Below are 14,085 nucleotides of genomic sequence, written 5' to 3' on the forward strand. Positions count from 1 at the left end.
CGATTTTTCCCGCCCACACGATACCCTGTTCCAATACATATCCAAAACAGGTTCGCGGTGCGGGCGCAGACATGCTCCCGACAAGATAACTGACATGACTCATTCTGATTCCCTGCCCGGCGCCGGTTGCGGCGCGGCCATTCGAGACCAGGCCGGACGGCTCCTCCTGATCCAGCGACTCAAGGAACCCGAGGCGGGCGCCTGGGGACTGCCCGGCGGCAAGATCGACTTCGGCGAACGGGCCGAAGACACCGCGCGTCGCGAGATCGAGGAAGAACTCGGCGTCCGGATCGAGTTGACCGGTCTCGCCTGCATCGCCGAAACAATCGACAGGGGCGACGGGAAGCATTGGGTCGCGCCGGTCTATTCCGCGCGCATCGTGTCGGGAGAGCCGCGCGTGATGGAACCGGAAAAACATGGCGGCTGGGGATGGTTCGAACTGGATGACCTGCCGGCAGACCTGACGACTCCCGTGCGGGACTATCTGTCATCCCTGGAGCCGTCCCGCTAACTGCAAATATGCAGTGATTGTTGCGGCTTCGCTCTAGCGGGGCCCGGCCAGTTGGTGATTATAGCCGGGTGATTCGACGCATACGATCCCTGCTCGTGTGGCTGGTGGCAGCAGACCTTGCTGCGACGCTCCTGTTCTGGGGCGTCACCCGCCTGTCGGACCAGACCGGCAAACTGTCGGGCGGACGCGGGATCATCTTCTATACGGACAACGCCGCCGACGCTTCGGCCCGCATCGACAAGGGCGTGGAACTCCTGAAGGCTGGCAGGATCGACCGTATTCTGGTTGTCGGCGGGCATCGGCCGCAGGAAGGCCGGCTGGGCAGTCAGGAAATGGCGCTCCTGACGGCGAAGCGCTCAGGCCAGGCCGCGAAAGTCAGCGCCGATGTCGAAAGCCGCGACACGATTTCGGGGCTCGAGAATCTCGCCAACACGACGAGTTCATCCGACAGCGGCCGGATCGTGTTCATCTCCAACTGCATGCACATTCTTCGCGCGAAAGCGATCTACGCCAGCCATCCCGGAAATCAGGCCAAGGCGCTTGGCGCATGCCCCAATGGCGGATTCAATCCACTCGACATCTGGCGACGCGCACATTACGAGGCCGGCGCGTGGACCCTGTTCGTGATGCCGGAGAGCTGGCGCGATGCGATCATCGACAGGCTGCGGGGCGACGAAGGCGCCTAGCCCAGCGGGCCGCAACGGCGCTCATACTCCGCAATCGCCTCGGGCATCCATTCCCGGAAGTTTTCGGCACGGGTTTCAGAAGCGGGGTGGGTCGACATCCATTCCGGCGGACGCTGGCCGCCACCGATCTGCCCCATGCGTTCCCACAGTTCCGGCGCCTCGCGCGGGTCGTAGCAAGCCCGCACCAGCAGATCGAGACCGATCTTGTCGGCTTCGGTCTCATGCTTGCGCGAATAGGCCAGCATGCCGCCCTGCGCCGCAATGCCGAACGCCTGCATGATCGCGCGCTGCTGGGACGCATCCATGTCGCCCAGTCCGACTCCCACCGCGATCTGTCCGAACTGGACCACACGTTGCTGGCTGACCCGTTCAGCGCCGTGATGCGCCAGCGCATGACCGATCTCATGCCCCATCACAACGGCCAGCTTGTCGAGATCATTCAGGTCCGCCGTGTCGACCGAGCCGTCATAATCTCCGGTAATGTCCAGAATGCCCGTATAGACCGCAACATAGCCACCGGGCAGGCAGAACGCGTTCGGCGTGTCGGAATCGACGACGTAATAGGTCCATTCGAACTGATCCGCGACCGGCGTGAAGGACGCGCCCTGCTGCAGCAATTCCTGCTCCAGCTCCACGGCGGCAGCCTGCAACCGCAGGCCGATCTCTCGCACAGCACGCGTATATTCAGCCGCCTCCCCTGCGCAGACCGTGCCGGACGCACACAGGACGTCATTTCCCTGTTGCTGTTCCTGGCTGAGGATCTGGACATAGGATTGCTTGCCCAGTTCCACTTCCTTCTCGATCGACACGGTGTTCAGCTGCTTGCGGCCGGAGAAGGGAACTTCTGTCTGATTGGCCTGCCAGTACATGAATACGAGGAACAGGCCGACCAGGATCAGGCTGAAGCGGCTGCGCAAAAGGCCACCTAGCCCGCTGCTGCGAGTCTTGTGGCCATAGGCGTGGCGCGGCAGGCGCATGGGCGGTCTCCGTCTTCTCTGCTCGTTAACCTGTCTAAACCAAGTGCCGCCGCGAGGGAAAGCATGCTTGCACCTTCACGAAGCCCCTGCCCGGCGCTATTTCTTGGACATGACCGAACACGCCACACCGCCCAAACTGGAAATCCGGATCATTCCGGTGACGCCGCTGCAACAGAACACGTCGATGATCTGGTCCACCGAGACGATGGAAGGTGTCTTCATCGATCCCGGCGGTGAGGTCGACAAGCTGATGGGCGCCGCCGAACAGTTCGGCGTGAAGATTGTCGGCGTCTGGCTGACCCATGGCCATCTCGACCATGCCGGCGCAGCCACCGAAGTGTCTGAACGCACCGGCTGCCCGATCATCGGCCCGCACGAGGATGACCAGTGGCTTCTGGACGAACTGGAAGCCCAGGGCGCCAAATACGGCATCACGGATGGCCGCAACGTGAAACCGGACCGCTATTTGCACGATGGCGACGAACTGGAACTGGCCGGCAACAGATTTGGCGTCGCCCACTGCCCCGGCCATACGCCGGGCCATGTCGTAATCTATCACAAGGAAGGCGCGCTCGCCTTTGTGGGCGATGTCCTGTTCCGCGGTTCCATCGGACGGACGGACTTTCCACGCGGCAATCACCAGCAGCTGATCGACTCGATCACTGGCAAACTCTGGCCGCTGGGCAACGAGATGCGCTTCGTACCCGGACACGGCCCCCTGTCCACCTTCGGGCAGGAGCGCCAGGACAATCCCTTCGTCGCAGATTCAATTACAGGCTATCAGGGCGCGGCCACTCAGGATGCCGATGCCACCAGCCAGAAACTTGCCAAACGCTGGAGCTGACCCCCGCGGCCAGCCTCACGCACTGATCCTTCCGGAGCCCGCCCATGAATGTTCACAAGTGTTTTCTGGCCGGCGCGTGCGCTGTCATGCTCGCCGCCTGCGGTGCGCCCAGCTTGGAGACGACTGCTCCGGCTGCCTCAATCGACGCGAACGCCCCATGGCATCTGGTGAACGAAGAATCGCGCCTGACCTTCGTATCCATCAAAGCGGGCGACGTGGCGGAAGTGCATACGTTCAACACAATGACGGGCACCGTAACCGCAGACGGTGGAGCGACGATTGAGGTGTCGCTGGACAGCGTGGACACCGCCATCGAGCTGAGGGACGAACGGATGCGGGCAATGCTGTTCGAAACCGAAACTCATCCGACGCTGACCATGTCGTCCCGAATGGCACTCGATGCGTTCAGCGAGATGCAGGAAGGCGACCGGAAACGGATCGAAACCGATATCACCGTCAATTTACACGGCATGGAAGAGGTATACTTCGCAGACCTCTTCGTCACCCGGACCGGCCCCGACAAAGTGCTGGTGGAATCGGCCAGTCCGGTTCTGGTACATGCTGCCGATTTCGACCTCGATACCGGACTGGAAGCATTGCGTGAGGTCGCAGCTCTGCCGTCCATCAGCCCGGCCGTCCCGGTGTCCGTATCCTTCGTTTTCGAACAATAGCCGCCCCCTCCTTCGGGCGTGGTGCGAAATTACGATACGGTAAGTGTCTGATTTTCCCCGGAACCAGCGCAGCAAGGCGACGTTTCTCTGCCGTACACTACGGAAAGGAATATCCCATGACCGCATATCTGAAACTCGCCGCAGCCGGCATCAGCGCCATCGCCCTGGCCGCCTGTACGCAGACCGGCACCACCGAACGTAACGCTGCCTATGGCGCCGCCGCAGGCGCCGTGGCCGGTGCAGTCATCGGCAACAATGTCGGCGACGGAGACGCACAACGCGGCGCTGCCATTGGCGCAGTTCTGGGTGGCGCAGGCGGCGCGGCCAAGGGGTGCACGGAATCCGATGATTGCGACATGCCGGGCGTGAAGGACCAGCCCGACGAGAAGGACAGCGATGGCGACGGCCAGGCGGACATCTATGACCGCTACCCGTACGACAGCAGCCGCTGGTAAGCCCCCGAGGCCCTGGAATTGATGGTGAGCCCCGCATCTTTGGATGCGGGGCTGTTCCATGTCTGGCTGCCAGGCAGAAAACAATTGCAGCAAATGCGGGAAACCGGTCCCTTTGGCCTTGCCCCGCCCCCCGACTCCCCGCTATGGAGCAGCCGTTTGGCCGGTAGGAGAATAAGAACATGCCCAAGCGCACTGATATCAGCTCCATCCTGGTTATCGGTGCTGGTCCGATCATCATCGGACAGGCATGCGAATTCGACTATTCCGGCGTGCAGGCCGTCAAGGCGCTGAAAAGCGAAGGCTACCGGGTCATCCTGGTCAATTCCAATCCCGCCACCATCATGACGGACCCGGAACTGGCGGATGCAACCTATATTGAACCGATCCTTCCCGAAGTCGTCGAAAAGATCATCGAGGCGGAAAAGCCCGACGCCCTGCTCCCGACCATGGGCGGTCAGACCGCGCTGAATTGCGCGCTGGACCTGCACTATGCCGGCATTCTGGAAAAGCACGGTGTCGAACTGATCGGTGCCAAGGCCGAGGCCATCGAGATGGCCGAAGACCGGAAACTCTTCCGCGAGGCCATGGACCGGATCGGTCTTGAAAACCCCCGGGCCGCCATTGTGTCATCTCCGAAGAAGGAAGACGGCAAGTATGACCGGATCGAGGGTCTGAAGCGCGCCATGGCCGCGCTCGACGAGGTGGGTCTGCCGGCCATCATCCGGCCCGCTTTCACGCTGGGTGGAACCGGCGGCGGGGTCGCCTACAATGTCGAGGAATATGAAGAAATCTGCCGGTCCGGCATTGCCGCCTCCCCGATGGCGCAGATCCTGGTCGATGAAAGCCTGCTTGGCTGGAAAGAGTATGAGATGGAAGTTGTCCGCGACAACGCGGACAATGCCATCATCATCTGCTCCATCGAGAACATTGATCCGATGGGCGTCCATACCGGGGATTCCATCACGGTCGCTCCGGCCCTGACGCTGACCGATAAGGAATACCAGGTCATGCGCAACGCCTCGCTGGCGGTCCTGCGGGAAATCGGCGTGGAGACGGGCGGCTCGAATGTCCAGTTTGCCGTGAACCCCGCAGACGGCCGGCTGGTTGTCATCGAGATGAATCCGCGCGTGTCGCGCTCCTCGGCGCTGGCGTCGAAGGCCACAGGGTTCCCCATTGCCAAGATCGCGGCCAAGCTGGCCGTGGGCTACACGCTCGACGAACTCGACAATGACATCACGGGGGTCACACCCGCCTCGTTCGAGCCGACCATCGATTATGTCGTCACCAAGATCCCGCGCTTCGCGTTCGAGAAATACAAGGGCGCTGATCCTGTCCTGACCACGGCAATGAAGTCCGTCGGCGAAGCCATGGCGATCGGACGTTCCTTCCAGGAAAGCCTCCAGAAGGCGCTCTGCTCGCTCGAGACCGGCCTTTCGGGCCTCGACGATATCCATTTCGAAACCGAGGCCGATCTGCGCAACGCACTCGGCGTGCCGTCTCCGGATCGTCTGCGCGTCGTGGCACAGGCGCTGCGTCAGGGGCTCAGCGTCGACGAAGTCCATCAGGTCACCGCCATCGACAAATGGTTCCTGCGCCAGATCGCGGAGCTGATGCAGGTCGAGGCCGGCATTCTGGAGTCTGGCCTGCCAACCGATCATGACGGCATGCTGCATCTGAAAATGCTCGGCTTTTCCGATAAGCGTCTCGGCAAGCTGACCGGCAAGGAAGAAGCCGAAGTACGTGCCCATCGCCACGCGCTCGAAGTTCGCCCGGTATACAAGCGCATCGATACGTGTGCGGCGGAGTTCGCCGCGAAGACGCCCTATCTCTATTCCACCTATGAACTACCGGCCTTCGGCGCCGACGAGGCAGAGTGCGAAGCGATGCCGTCCGGGCGCAACAAGGCCATCATTCTCGGAGGTGGCCCGAACCGCATCGGCCAGGGCATCGAGTTCGACTATTGCTGCTGTCACGCCGCCTTTGCGATGGAAGACATCGGCATCGAATCCATCATGGTGAACTGCAATCCCGAAACAGTGTCCACGGACTATGACACGTCCGACCGTCTCTATTTCGAGCCGCTGACAGACGAGCATGTTCTTGAGATCATTCACAAGGAACAGTCCGCCGGCACGCTGAATGGCGTGATCGTTCAGTTTGGCGGGCAGACGCCCCTGAAACTGGCCAACACGCTGGACCAGGAGACCGTGCCGATCCTCGGAACAAGCCCAGCCTCGATCGACCTGGCCGAAGACCGTGAGCAATTTGCAGCCCTTCTGGACAAGCTCGGCATTCAGCAGGCGCCGTCCCGCACGGCACGGTCTGTGGAAGAGGCTGAGATCAAGGCGAACGAGATCGGCTATCCGGTCATGCTGCGCCCATCCTTCGTGCTGGGTGGTCGCGCCATGGAGATCGCCCGCAATGACGAAGACCTGCGCAAGTTCGCAACCGAGGCGCTGAATGTCGCCAAGGATTCAGGCGACGCATCCCTGTTCATCGACCGCTACCTGTCGGATGCCATCGAGGTGGACGTCGACGCCCTGTGCGATGGCGAGAATGTCCATGTTGCCGGGATCATGGAACATATCGAGGAAGCCGGCGTGCATTCCGGCGACTCCGCCTGTGCGTTGCCGCCCTACACGCTGTCGCCGGCCCTTCAGGGCCGCCTGGCTGAGCAGACCATCGCGCTCGCCAAGGCCTTGAAAGTGCGTGGCCTGATCAACATCCAGTTTGCGGTCAAGGATGACGAAATCTATGTGCTGGAAGCCAATCCGCGGGCCAGCCGTACGGTGCCTTTCGTGGCCAAGGCCGTGGGCGCACCAATTGCCGGCATCGCCGCGAAGGTGATGGCAGGCTCCAGCCTGACCGAGTTCGATCTCACGCACGCCAATCCGCGCCGTGTCGCCGTCAAGGAAGCCGTGTTCCCGTTTGCCCGTTTCCCCGGTGTCGACCCCCAACTCGGCCCGGAAATGCGGTCGACCGGAGAAGTCATGGGCTGGGATGATGATTTCGGCATGGCGTTCCTGAAAAGTCAGCTGGGCGCCGGAGTTCACCTTCCGGACTCAGGCACGGTCTTCGTTTCCCTGCGCGATACGGACAAGCAGGGCATCGTCCCGGCCATTCGGAAACTGACCAACCTCGGATTCTCGATCGTGGCCACCAGCGGCACCGCAGCCTTCCTGGAAGACCAGGGCCTGGCCGTCACACGCATCAACAAGGTGCTCGAGGGTCAGCCGCACATTCTGGATGCAATGATCAATGGTCACGTTCAACTCGTGTTCAACACGACCGAAGGCGCCGCCTCACTGGCCGATTCGGCGTCCATCCGCCGGACAGCCGTGAACCGGAAGATTCCGTATTTCACAACTCTTGCCTCCTCGATCGCCTCGGTTCAGGCCATCGAAAGCATGAAAGACCGGGAAATCTCGGTGCGCGCCTTGCAATCGGCCTGATCGGCCCCACTTGACGCCATTACCAATTAAGACAACGATTTTGCCGCCAACAAGTAGAGGTGACACAGATGGAACGCATCCCCATGACCGCAGAAGGCCATGCTGCGCTTCAGTCAGAGCTCAAGACGCTGAAATCCGTGGAGCGCCCGAACATCATCGCGGCGATTGCGGAGGCCCGGGCGCATGGCGACCTGTCCGAAAACGCCGAATACCATGCCGCCAAGGAGAAGCAGAGCTTCATCGAAGGCCGGATTGCCGAGATTGATGACAAGCTGGCCCGCGCTGACGTGATCGACGTGACGAAGCTGTCGGGCGGAAAGATCCGCTTCGGCGCCACTGTCACGCTGATTGATGTCGATACGGAAGAAGAAAGTACATACAAGATCGTTGGCGAGGATGAAGCGAATGTGAAGGATGGCAAGATCTCCATCACGTCGCCGATTGCCCGTGCCCTGATCGGCAAGGAAGAAGGTGACGAGGCCGAAGTGGCTGCCCCCTCCGGCGCCCGGGCGTACGAAATATCCAAGGTCGAGTACCGCTAAATGGCTGAGACGGGGTCGCTCGGACCATCCGTCTGGGCGGTCTCGGACGGCCGCGCAGGCAATGCCGCCCAGGTGCGCGCAGTTCTGCAGGCGCTCGGGGACACCCGGCGCTGGATCCAGATTGCCCACATCAATGGCGCTGCGCACAGGTCCCAGCCGCTGGAACTCACGCCGCGGTTGCCCTGGACCCTTCTCCCTGCGGACAAATGGCCCTCGCCCCTGGCATCCCTTCCCAGGGACCAGAGAGCCCTTCTGACGGAGCCCTGGCCGACCGTCTGGATCGCGGCGGGCCGACGCTCTGCACCGCTCACCCGCGCCATTCGCGACCTGTCCGGCGGCAAGACGCTGACAGTCCAGATCCTCGACCCGAAAATCGCGCCGGAGAATTTCGACCTTCTTGTCACGCCCGAGCATGACGAAGTCAGCGGCCCGAACGTCATCCGCACCGTCGGGTCCCCCTCCTATTTCGCACCGGACCTGATTGAGCAGGCCGGCCAGTCCTTTGCCGACCTTGCCGATGAGCGCAGCAAGAGCGCCATCATTATTCTGGGTGGCACATCAAAGGCGCACACCTTCACCGAGGCAGCGGCTGACCGCCTGATCGCACAGCTGCGCATTCTGGCCGGTCAGGGCTGGCGCCTTCGCATCACCACATCCCGGCGCACGCCAGTGCCTGTCGTCGCCAAGTTCCGTGCGATGGCGGATGAAATCGGTGCACGCTTCTGGGCCGGGCCGGAGGATGGCGAAAACCCGTATCTTGCCTGGCTTGTCTTTTCCGATTGCGCCATCGTGACCGAAGACAGCGCCAACATGCTGTCTGACGCGGCCTGGCACAATCTGCCCATCCATATTGCCCGTCTCGAAGGCCGGTCCGACAAGTTCGACAAGCTCCACCAGAGCCTGATCGACCATGGCGCCGCGCGCTGGTTCGGCGGCGTTCTGGAAACCTGGAGCTATCCTGCCCTGCGCGAGGCTGACCGCGTTGCAGACGCCATCGTCGCGCGCCTGCTCGAACGCCACCCCCAACCGGACATGGGCGGGGACGAAACCCGGGTGGCCCCTCCGGACTGGATGGAATGAACCGGCAGTTTCCTTCCCCTCAAGGATGAGACTGTTCGGCCTCACCCTGCTGACCATGATTGCCTTTGCGGCCAATTCGGTCCTGAACCGCGTCGCCCTCGCAGGCGAACTGATCGATCCCGCCAGTTTCGCCGTCATCCGTCTTTTCAGCGGAGCCGCCGTGCTCGCCCTGATCGTCCTGACACGGTCGGGCACGAAACCCGCCCTGCTCACTTCCCGCCGCGCTGCCGGCATGGCAGCCCTGCTGGCCTACATGCTCGGCTTCTCTTTCGCCTATGTGTCGCTCGATACCGGTGTCGGCGCCCTTGTCCTGTTCGGCGGGGTACAGATCACCATGTTCGCGGGGGCTCTTGCCATGCGCGAGCGTGTGCCCGCCGCAAAATGGCTGGGCGCGCTTATTGCGGCGGGCGGTCTTGCCTGGTTCCTGTGGCCCGCCCCCGGCACCGGCATTGATCCTGTCGGCGCATCGCTGATGGGCGTCGCCGCGCTTGGATGGGGCATCTATTCGCTGCTGGGCCGCGACGCCCGGAACGCCACGGCCGAGACCGCTGCGAACTTCGCGCTTGCCGCGCCGGTCAGCCTGCTGGCCCTGCTGGCCGTCACGCCGCACGTCACCCTGCAGGGAGGGGCACTCGCCGCTCTGTCGGGCATCCTCATGTCCGGCCTCGGCTATGCGCTCTGGTACGCCATCCTGCCCCGGCTGGCAGCATCCACCGCAGCGATTGCCCAGCTCAGCGTGCCGATCCTGGCCGCCATTGGGGGGATCGTCCTGCTCGGCGAAGCCTTGACCGCCCGCTTCATCATTGCGGCCATCATCGTGCTGGGCGGGATCGGACTTTCAGTGGTCGCCCCCCGCATGCGCGCCTAGGCCGCAACCACGCGTGCATCCGCCGGGATTGGTTTCAGGATGAAGCCACCGCCCAGAATGCGCGTGCTCCCGTCCGCATCATAGAGTACGGCAGCCTGGCCCCGGGCGACGCCTTCCTCCGGCTCATCGAACCGGATCACGGGCACACCTTCGCTCCAGCCAAGCCGGGCCGGCACCGGAGGACGCGTGGACCGCACGCGCACCAGAACCGGAGTCCCGGCATCGGCGGCGGCCTCCAGCGACCCTTCGCCCAGCCAGTTCAGTTCTTCCAGCAGAAGACCGGAGGTCATCAGCGCTTCACGCGGGCCGACAATGACCCGGCGGTTCGGCGCGTCGATCTTCACCACGAAGAGCGGCTCACCCGTCGCCACGCCCAGTCCCCGGCGTTGACCGATCGTGTAGTGGATAACACCATTGTGCTCCCCCAGAATCCGGCCATCGAGATGCACGATGTCTCCGCCGCGCCCGGCGCCCGGGCGCAGTTTCTCGACAACATTCGCATACGACCCTTCGGGTACGAAGCAGATGTCCTGACTGTCCGGCTTCGACGCGACCGGCAGGTTGAAATGCTCCGCCAGCTCCCGCACCTCGGATTTCGGCAGATCGCCGAGCGGAAAGCGCAGATAGTCGAGCTGTTCGGCCGTTGTGGCGAACAGGAAGTAGGACTGGTCCCGGCTGGCGTCAGCGGCCCGGTGAAGTTCCGGTCCGTGCGCCCCCTCCGTGCGGCGGATATAGTGCCCTGTTGCCAGGCAGTCCGCCCCCAGATCACGGGCCGTCTTCAGCAGGTCGGAGAACTTCACTGTCTGATTGCACCGAATGCAGGGGATCGGCGTAGAGCCTGCCAGATAGGTGTCGGCGAAGTCTTCCATCACCTGTTCGCGGAACTTCGATTCATAGTCGAGCACATAGTGCGGAATGCCGATCTGGTCGGACACATTGCGGGCGTCATGGATGTCCTGCCCGGCACAACACGCACCTTTCTTCTCGATGGCCGCGCCATGATCGTAGAGTTGCAGGGTGATGCCGATAACATCATAACCCTGCGCCTTCAGCATGGCGGCGACAACCGAACTGTCGACCCCGCCAGACATGGCAGCGACGACCCGGGTGTCTGCGGGCGGTTTGGCAAATCCGAGAGAGTTCACACGGCCATCCCAGGCCGGCGGCAATTCATAGGTCATATCTCACTCCAACCGGGTTCAAGGCCCGGAGCAGTCTTCAGGAAGGGGGGCATATAGCGTGGAAAGCGCCGAAATGCGAGGGATCAGGCTGCAGAGGCTTCCGCATTGGCGGTTCCGGCCGCGACCCAGCCACCCCGGAAATGCCGCGCCGGCTCCAGCTTGTCGGTCAATCCGATCACGCTTTCGCCCGTACCCAGCAGGATCATTCCGCCGGGCATCATCTGTCCGGCGACACTGTCGATCACCTTGGCCCGAACGGACCGGTCCATGCCCGACAGGACATTGCGACACAGGATGACATCGAAATTGCCGAGCCCGTCAGCGCGCTCGAGCAGATTGTGCTGACGAAAGCTGACCCGGGAGCGCAAGGCTTCAGAGGCCTCCCACTGCCCCGTCTCGAGGCGCGTGAAGTGTTTCACGAGACGATGGATCGACAGGCCCTTCTGGACTTCGTAGTGGCCATAGCGGGCGGTCCGGGCCTTCTCGGTCGCCACCTTGCAGATGTCGGTCGACAGGATATCGATCTTTGCGCCGCGCAGGCTGGCAGGCAGTTCGTCTTCCAGCAGGATGGCAAGGGAGTAGGCTTCCTGACCGGTGCCGCCTCCTGCGCACCAGACTTTCAGCCGGCCGGTATTGGACGCTTTGAGACGCTTCGGGAGAATTTCCTCGACTATGCGCTGAAGCGCATCGCGCTCGCGGAAGAACCAGGTATCCTTGGAAACGAGCGCGGCCGCCACTTCCGCAGCAAAAACCGGGTTTGCGCGGGATTTCAGGCAGTGAACCAGATCGGCCATTGTGCCGAATCCCTCACGGCGGGCAATCGCCGCTAGGCGCGCCTCGATGAGATAGGATTTGGATTTCGGAATTGCCTGCCCGGAGCCTTTCAGCGCCAGCTCAGCCAATTCGTTGAACACCTCTTCCTGCATCTGACGCTCCGGTTCGGACATTCTGCCCACAAGTTTACGGTTAGGGCACCTTTTATTAAGAAATGCTTCAGACCAGCCCGACTTCTGCAAATTTGCTTTCCAGAATATCGGCATCGAACGGCTTCATGATGAATTCGTCCGCGCCTGAGCTCAATGCTTCATTGATGTGTTCGGCGTCATTTTCAATGGAGCAGAACACGACCAGCGGATGTTTGCCATTCTCCTCCCTCCGCAGGGCGCGCAGGAAATCCAGGCCATTCATGATGGGCATGTTCCAGTCCAGCAGGATCGCATCCGGCATTTGCTGGCGGCACTGGCGCATCGCATCAGCGCCGTCCCCGGCTTCCAGAACCTCGAATTTCAGGTCGCGCACGATCCGGGCCGCAACCTTGCGGACCACTCTGGAATCGTCAACGATCAGACAGGTTTTCATCACGTGTCCCGTGCGCAGCAAATCAGATCGGAATCTGGCGGACCCCGGTTAAGAAAGTCCTGCCAAAGTGTAAATATCCGGCCGGTGGTCAGCCTTCGGCGCGAATGCCGGCGGCCATGATGATGACGCTCTCATCGCCTTCACTGGCGGTCAGTTCCCCACCCAGCCCGTCGCAGATGATCTTGGCGAACAGGGGCTGGATATTCTCTGGCCGCCAGCCATCCTCGGGCTCGATACCCTTGATGCCATTGCCGATATCCGGCCGCAACCGGGCGCGATTGCCCTTGCAGGTCAGCGCAATCGTCAGCCCGACCGGCTCGTTCCGGATGCGCACATGGATCACACCGCCGCGTGGTAGGCAATCAATGCCCATCATCACCAGATTCATCATCATCCGCACATGCGAGAAGCTCAGATGATCGGTCTGGATATCGAATTCTATGCTGGGGCGGTGACTGGCGACAAAATTCTCGGTGATCTTGCGCGCTTCATGGATGTCTGCTGCCCCGGCATTCAGGCCGATGGAGCCGAAGGCATAGCGCAGGAACTGGATCCGCGCGCCGGCCTTTTCCGCGCCGTCATGCAGCAGCGCCTCGGCCTGGGCCTTCATCTCCACGTCGCCGGGATCATTCATCAGGTCCAGCGCATTGGTAACCGATGACACCGGCGAGACCAGATCATGGCAGATGCGCGAAGCGATATACGCGGACAGGCGTGCTGGATCGATCATGAATAGGTCAGCCCCGTGCTGGAATTCGGATTTCGCGCAGGATTGTGTGAGCCGCCCGGCGTGTCAATCAATGCTGTATGAACTATTGGCGATATTCCACATTCCGCTCGGTCGTGTCTTCCGGGCGTTCAATGTCGTCATAGCCATGGCGGGCGCTATGGAATGTCAGCAGGAACAGGCCGATCGACAGGCCGAGCGTCAGCACTCCGCCGAGCACATAGGCCATCCAGCCATGCCCTGACAGTCCATCTGCATTGCTCTCCCAGAGACGGGAAATGCCCCACAGCATGGCGCCCAGAACAACAAAGCTGGCAACAATCCACAGGATCAGTTTACGCGACATGGGCATGACCTACGCCGAGTGGGCCCGGAAACAAGCTATTTCTGTTTCCAGGAGCCGCTGGCATCCATGTAGTACTGGCCGGGGCGGAGCTTGGCGATCTGTTTCTCACCGGTGATGCGCGCCACTTCAGCGACAGTCGTGCCGGTCTCGGCCGCGACTTCGGCATATTTTGCCGCGCGCTTGTTGTTGATTTCCTGAACCCGTCGAATCAGAGCGGGGTCAGCTGATCCAACCACGCCGAGGCGTCCGTCGATGCGCTCGCCGACCTGGCCGGCTTCAATGGCTGCATCAATGACCGGGTCGCCGGCCCAGGCTGCCGGTGCCAGCGTTGCCAGACCGAATGCCAGTGCGATGGCTGCGAAAAGGGTGCGAAGGGATTTCATCGT

General features: G+C 62.1%; 16 protein-coding genes. 9 read left to right on the top strand and 7 right to left on the bottom strand.

Features of this window, described 5'->3' with window-relative positions; translation table 11 throughout:
• Window positions 1-94 precede the first annotated feature (94 nt).
• Entirely contained in the window at window positions 95-511 is a 417-nt protein-coding gene (locus HF955_RS01705) for an NUDIX domain-containing protein (protein WP_291077329.1), read from the top strand.
• Window positions 512-579: 68 nt separating this feature from the next.
• Complete coding sequence (locus HF955_RS01710; protein ID WP_291077331.1) at window positions 580-1,197, top strand: ElyC/SanA/YdcF family protein; 618 nt, start codon at window positions 580-582, stop codon at window positions 1,195-1,197.
• On the opposite strand, the gene HF955_RS01715 is transcribed toward HF955_RS01710, so the two are convergent.
• The gene (locus tag HF955_RS01715) at window positions 1,194-2,174 is read right to left on the bottom strand and encodes a M48 family metallopeptidase (RefSeq protein WP_027837346.1); all 981 of its coding nucleotides are present in this window, start codon (window positions 2,172-2,174) and stop codon (window positions 1,194-1,196) included. The genes HF955_RS01710 and HF955_RS01715 overlap by 4 nt on opposite strands.
• 109 nt (window positions 2,175-2,283) lie before the next feature.
• On the opposite strand from HF955_RS01715, the gene HF955_RS01720 reads away from it, so the two are divergent.
• From HF955_RS01720 to HF955_RS01750, 7 genes are all read left to right on the top strand, one after another.
• Window positions 2,284-3,018: an MBL fold metallo-hydrolase gene (locus HF955_RS01720; protein ID WP_291077333.1), complete on the top strand. Its 735-nt coding sequence runs from the start codon at window positions 2,284-2,286 to the stop codon at window positions 3,016-3,018.
• A gap of 44 nt (window positions 3,019-3,062) precedes the next feature.
• A complete protein-coding gene (locus HF955_RS01725) occupies window positions 3,063-3,689 on the top strand; it encodes a YceI family protein (protein ID WP_291077335.1) in 627 nt (208 codons plus the stop codon).
• Between the two features lie 116 nt (window positions 3,690-3,805).
• Window positions 3,806-4,144, top strand: a complete 339-nt coding sequence (locus HF955_RS01730; RefSeq protein ID WP_036260803.1) for a glycine zipper domain-containing protein — start codon at window positions 3,806-3,808, stop codon at window positions 4,142-4,144.
• Between the two features lie 179 nt (window positions 4,145-4,323).
• A complete protein-coding gene (gene carB, locus HF955_RS01735) occupies window positions 4,324-7,596 on the top strand; it encodes a carbamoyl-phosphate synthase large subunit (protein WP_291077338.1) in 3,273 nt (1,090 codons plus the stop codon).
• Window positions 7,597-7,664: 68 nt separating this feature from the next.
• On the top strand, window positions 7,665-8,138 hold the full coding sequence (gene greA, locus HF955_RS01740) for a transcription elongation factor GreA (protein ID WP_027837342.1): 474 nt from the start codon (window positions 7,665-7,667) through the stop codon (window positions 8,136-8,138).
• Window positions 8,139-9,218: a mitochondrial fission ELM1 family protein gene (locus tag HF955_RS01745; protein ID WP_253065356.1), complete on the top strand. Its 1,080-nt coding sequence runs from the start codon at window positions 8,139-8,141 to the stop codon at window positions 9,216-9,218.
• Window positions 9,219-9,243: 25 nt separating this feature from the next.
• Window positions 9,244-10,086, top strand: a complete 843-nt coding sequence (locus HF955_RS01750; RefSeq protein WP_291077340.1) for a DMT family transporter — start codon at window positions 9,244-9,246, stop codon at window positions 10,084-10,086.
• On the opposite strand, the gene mnmA is transcribed toward HF955_RS01750, so the two are convergent.
• From mnmA to HF955_RS01780, 6 genes are all read right to left on the bottom strand, one after another.
• The gene (gene mnmA / locus HF955_RS01755) at window positions 10,083-11,267 is read right to left on the bottom strand and encodes a tRNA 2-thiouridine(34) synthase MnmA (protein ID WP_291077342.1); all 1,185 of its coding nucleotides are present in this window, start codon (window positions 11,265-11,267) and stop codon (window positions 10,083-10,085) included. The genes HF955_RS01750 and mnmA overlap by 4 nt on opposite strands.
• Window positions 11,268-11,350: 83 nt before the next feature.
• Window positions 11,351-12,214, bottom strand: coding sequence for a protein-glutamate O-methyltransferase CheR (locus HF955_RS01760; RefSeq protein ID WP_291077344.1), 864 nt, complete (start codon window positions 12,212-12,214; stop codon window positions 11,351-11,353).
• A gap of 46 nt (window positions 12,215-12,260) precedes the next feature.
• Window positions 12,261-12,626: a response regulator gene (locus tag HF955_RS01765; RefSeq protein WP_291077346.1), complete on the bottom strand. Its 366-nt coding sequence runs from the start codon at window positions 12,624-12,626 to the stop codon at window positions 12,261-12,263.
• 88 nt (window positions 12,627-12,714) lie between these two features.
• Window positions 12,715-13,356, bottom strand: a complete 642-nt coding sequence (locus HF955_RS01770) for a histidine phosphotransferase family protein (protein ID WP_291077347.1) — start codon at window positions 13,354-13,356, stop codon at window positions 12,715-12,717.
• Between the two features lie 82 nt (window positions 13,357-13,438).
• Window positions 13,439-13,699, bottom strand: a complete 261-nt coding sequence (locus HF955_RS01775) for a hypothetical protein (protein ID WP_027837336.1) — start codon at window positions 13,697-13,699, stop codon at window positions 13,439-13,441.
• A 35-nt stretch (window positions 13,700-13,734) separates the two neighbouring features.
• Entirely contained in the window at window positions 13,735-14,082 is a 348-nt protein-coding gene (locus HF955_RS01780) for a YdbL family protein (RefSeq protein ID WP_253065484.1), read from the bottom strand.
• Window positions 14,083-14,085 lie beyond the last annotated feature (3 nt).

The organism is Hyphomonas sp., from assembly GCF_017792385.1.
Classification (GTDB): Bacteria; Pseudomonadota; Alphaproteobacteria; order Caulobacterales; family Hyphomonadaceae; genus Hyphomonas.

Coding starts and splice junctions, on each gene's coding strand:
- HF955_RS01705 (WP_291077329.1), top strand. CDS start 95: ATGACTCATTCTGATTCCCTGCCCGGCGCCGGTTGCGGCGCGGCCATT.
- HF955_RS01770 (WP_291077347.1), bottom strand. CDS start 13,356: ATGATCGATCCAGCACGCCTGTCCGCGTATATCGCTTCGCGCATCTGC.
- HF955_RS01760 (WP_291077344.1), bottom strand. CDS start 12,214: ATGTCCGAACCGGAGCGTCAGATGCAGGAAGAGGTGTTCAACGAATTG.
- carB (WP_291077338.1), top strand. CDS start 4,324: ATGCCCAAGCGCACTGATATCAGCTCCATCCTGGTTATCGGTGCTGGT.
- HF955_RS01730 (WP_036260803.1), top strand. CDS start 3,806: ATGACCGCATATCTGAAACTCGCCGCAGCCGGCATCAGCGCCATCGCC.
- HF955_RS01715 (WP_027837346.1), bottom strand. CDS start 2,174: ATGCGCCTGCCGCGCCACGCCTATGGCCACAAGACTCGCAGCAGCGGG.
- HF955_RS01725 (WP_291077335.1), top strand. CDS start 3,063: ATGAATGTTCACAAGTGTTTTCTGGCCGGCGCGTGCGCTGTCATGCTC.
- HF955_RS01775 (WP_027837336.1), bottom strand. CDS start 13,699: ATGTCGCGTAAACTGATCCTGTGGATTGTTGCCAGCTTTGTTGTTCTG.
- greA (WP_027837342.1), top strand. CDS start 7,665: ATGGAACGCATCCCCATGACCGCAGAAGGCCATGCTGCGCTTCAGTCA.
- mnmA (WP_291077342.1), bottom strand. CDS start 11,267: ATGACCTATGAATTGCCGCCGGCCTGGGATGGCCGTGTGAACTCTCTC.
- HF955_RS01765 (WP_291077346.1), bottom strand. CDS start 12,626: ATGAAAACCTGTCTGATCGTTGACGATTCCAGAGTGGTCCGCAAGGTT.
- HF955_RS01745 (WP_253065356.1), top strand. CDS start 8,139: ATGGCTGAGACGGGGTCGCTCGGACCATCCGTCTGGGCGGTCTCGGAC.
- HF955_RS01720 (WP_291077333.1), top strand. CDS start 2,284: ATGACCGAACACGCCACACCGCCCAAACTGGAAATCCGGATCATTCCG.
- HF955_RS01780 (WP_253065484.1), bottom strand. CDS start 14,082: ATGAAATCCCTTCGCACCCTTTTCGCAGCCATCGCACTGGCATTCGGT.
- HF955_RS01750 (WP_291077340.1), top strand. CDS start 9,244: ATGAGACTGTTCGGCCTCACCCTGCTGACCATGATTGCCTTTGCGGCC.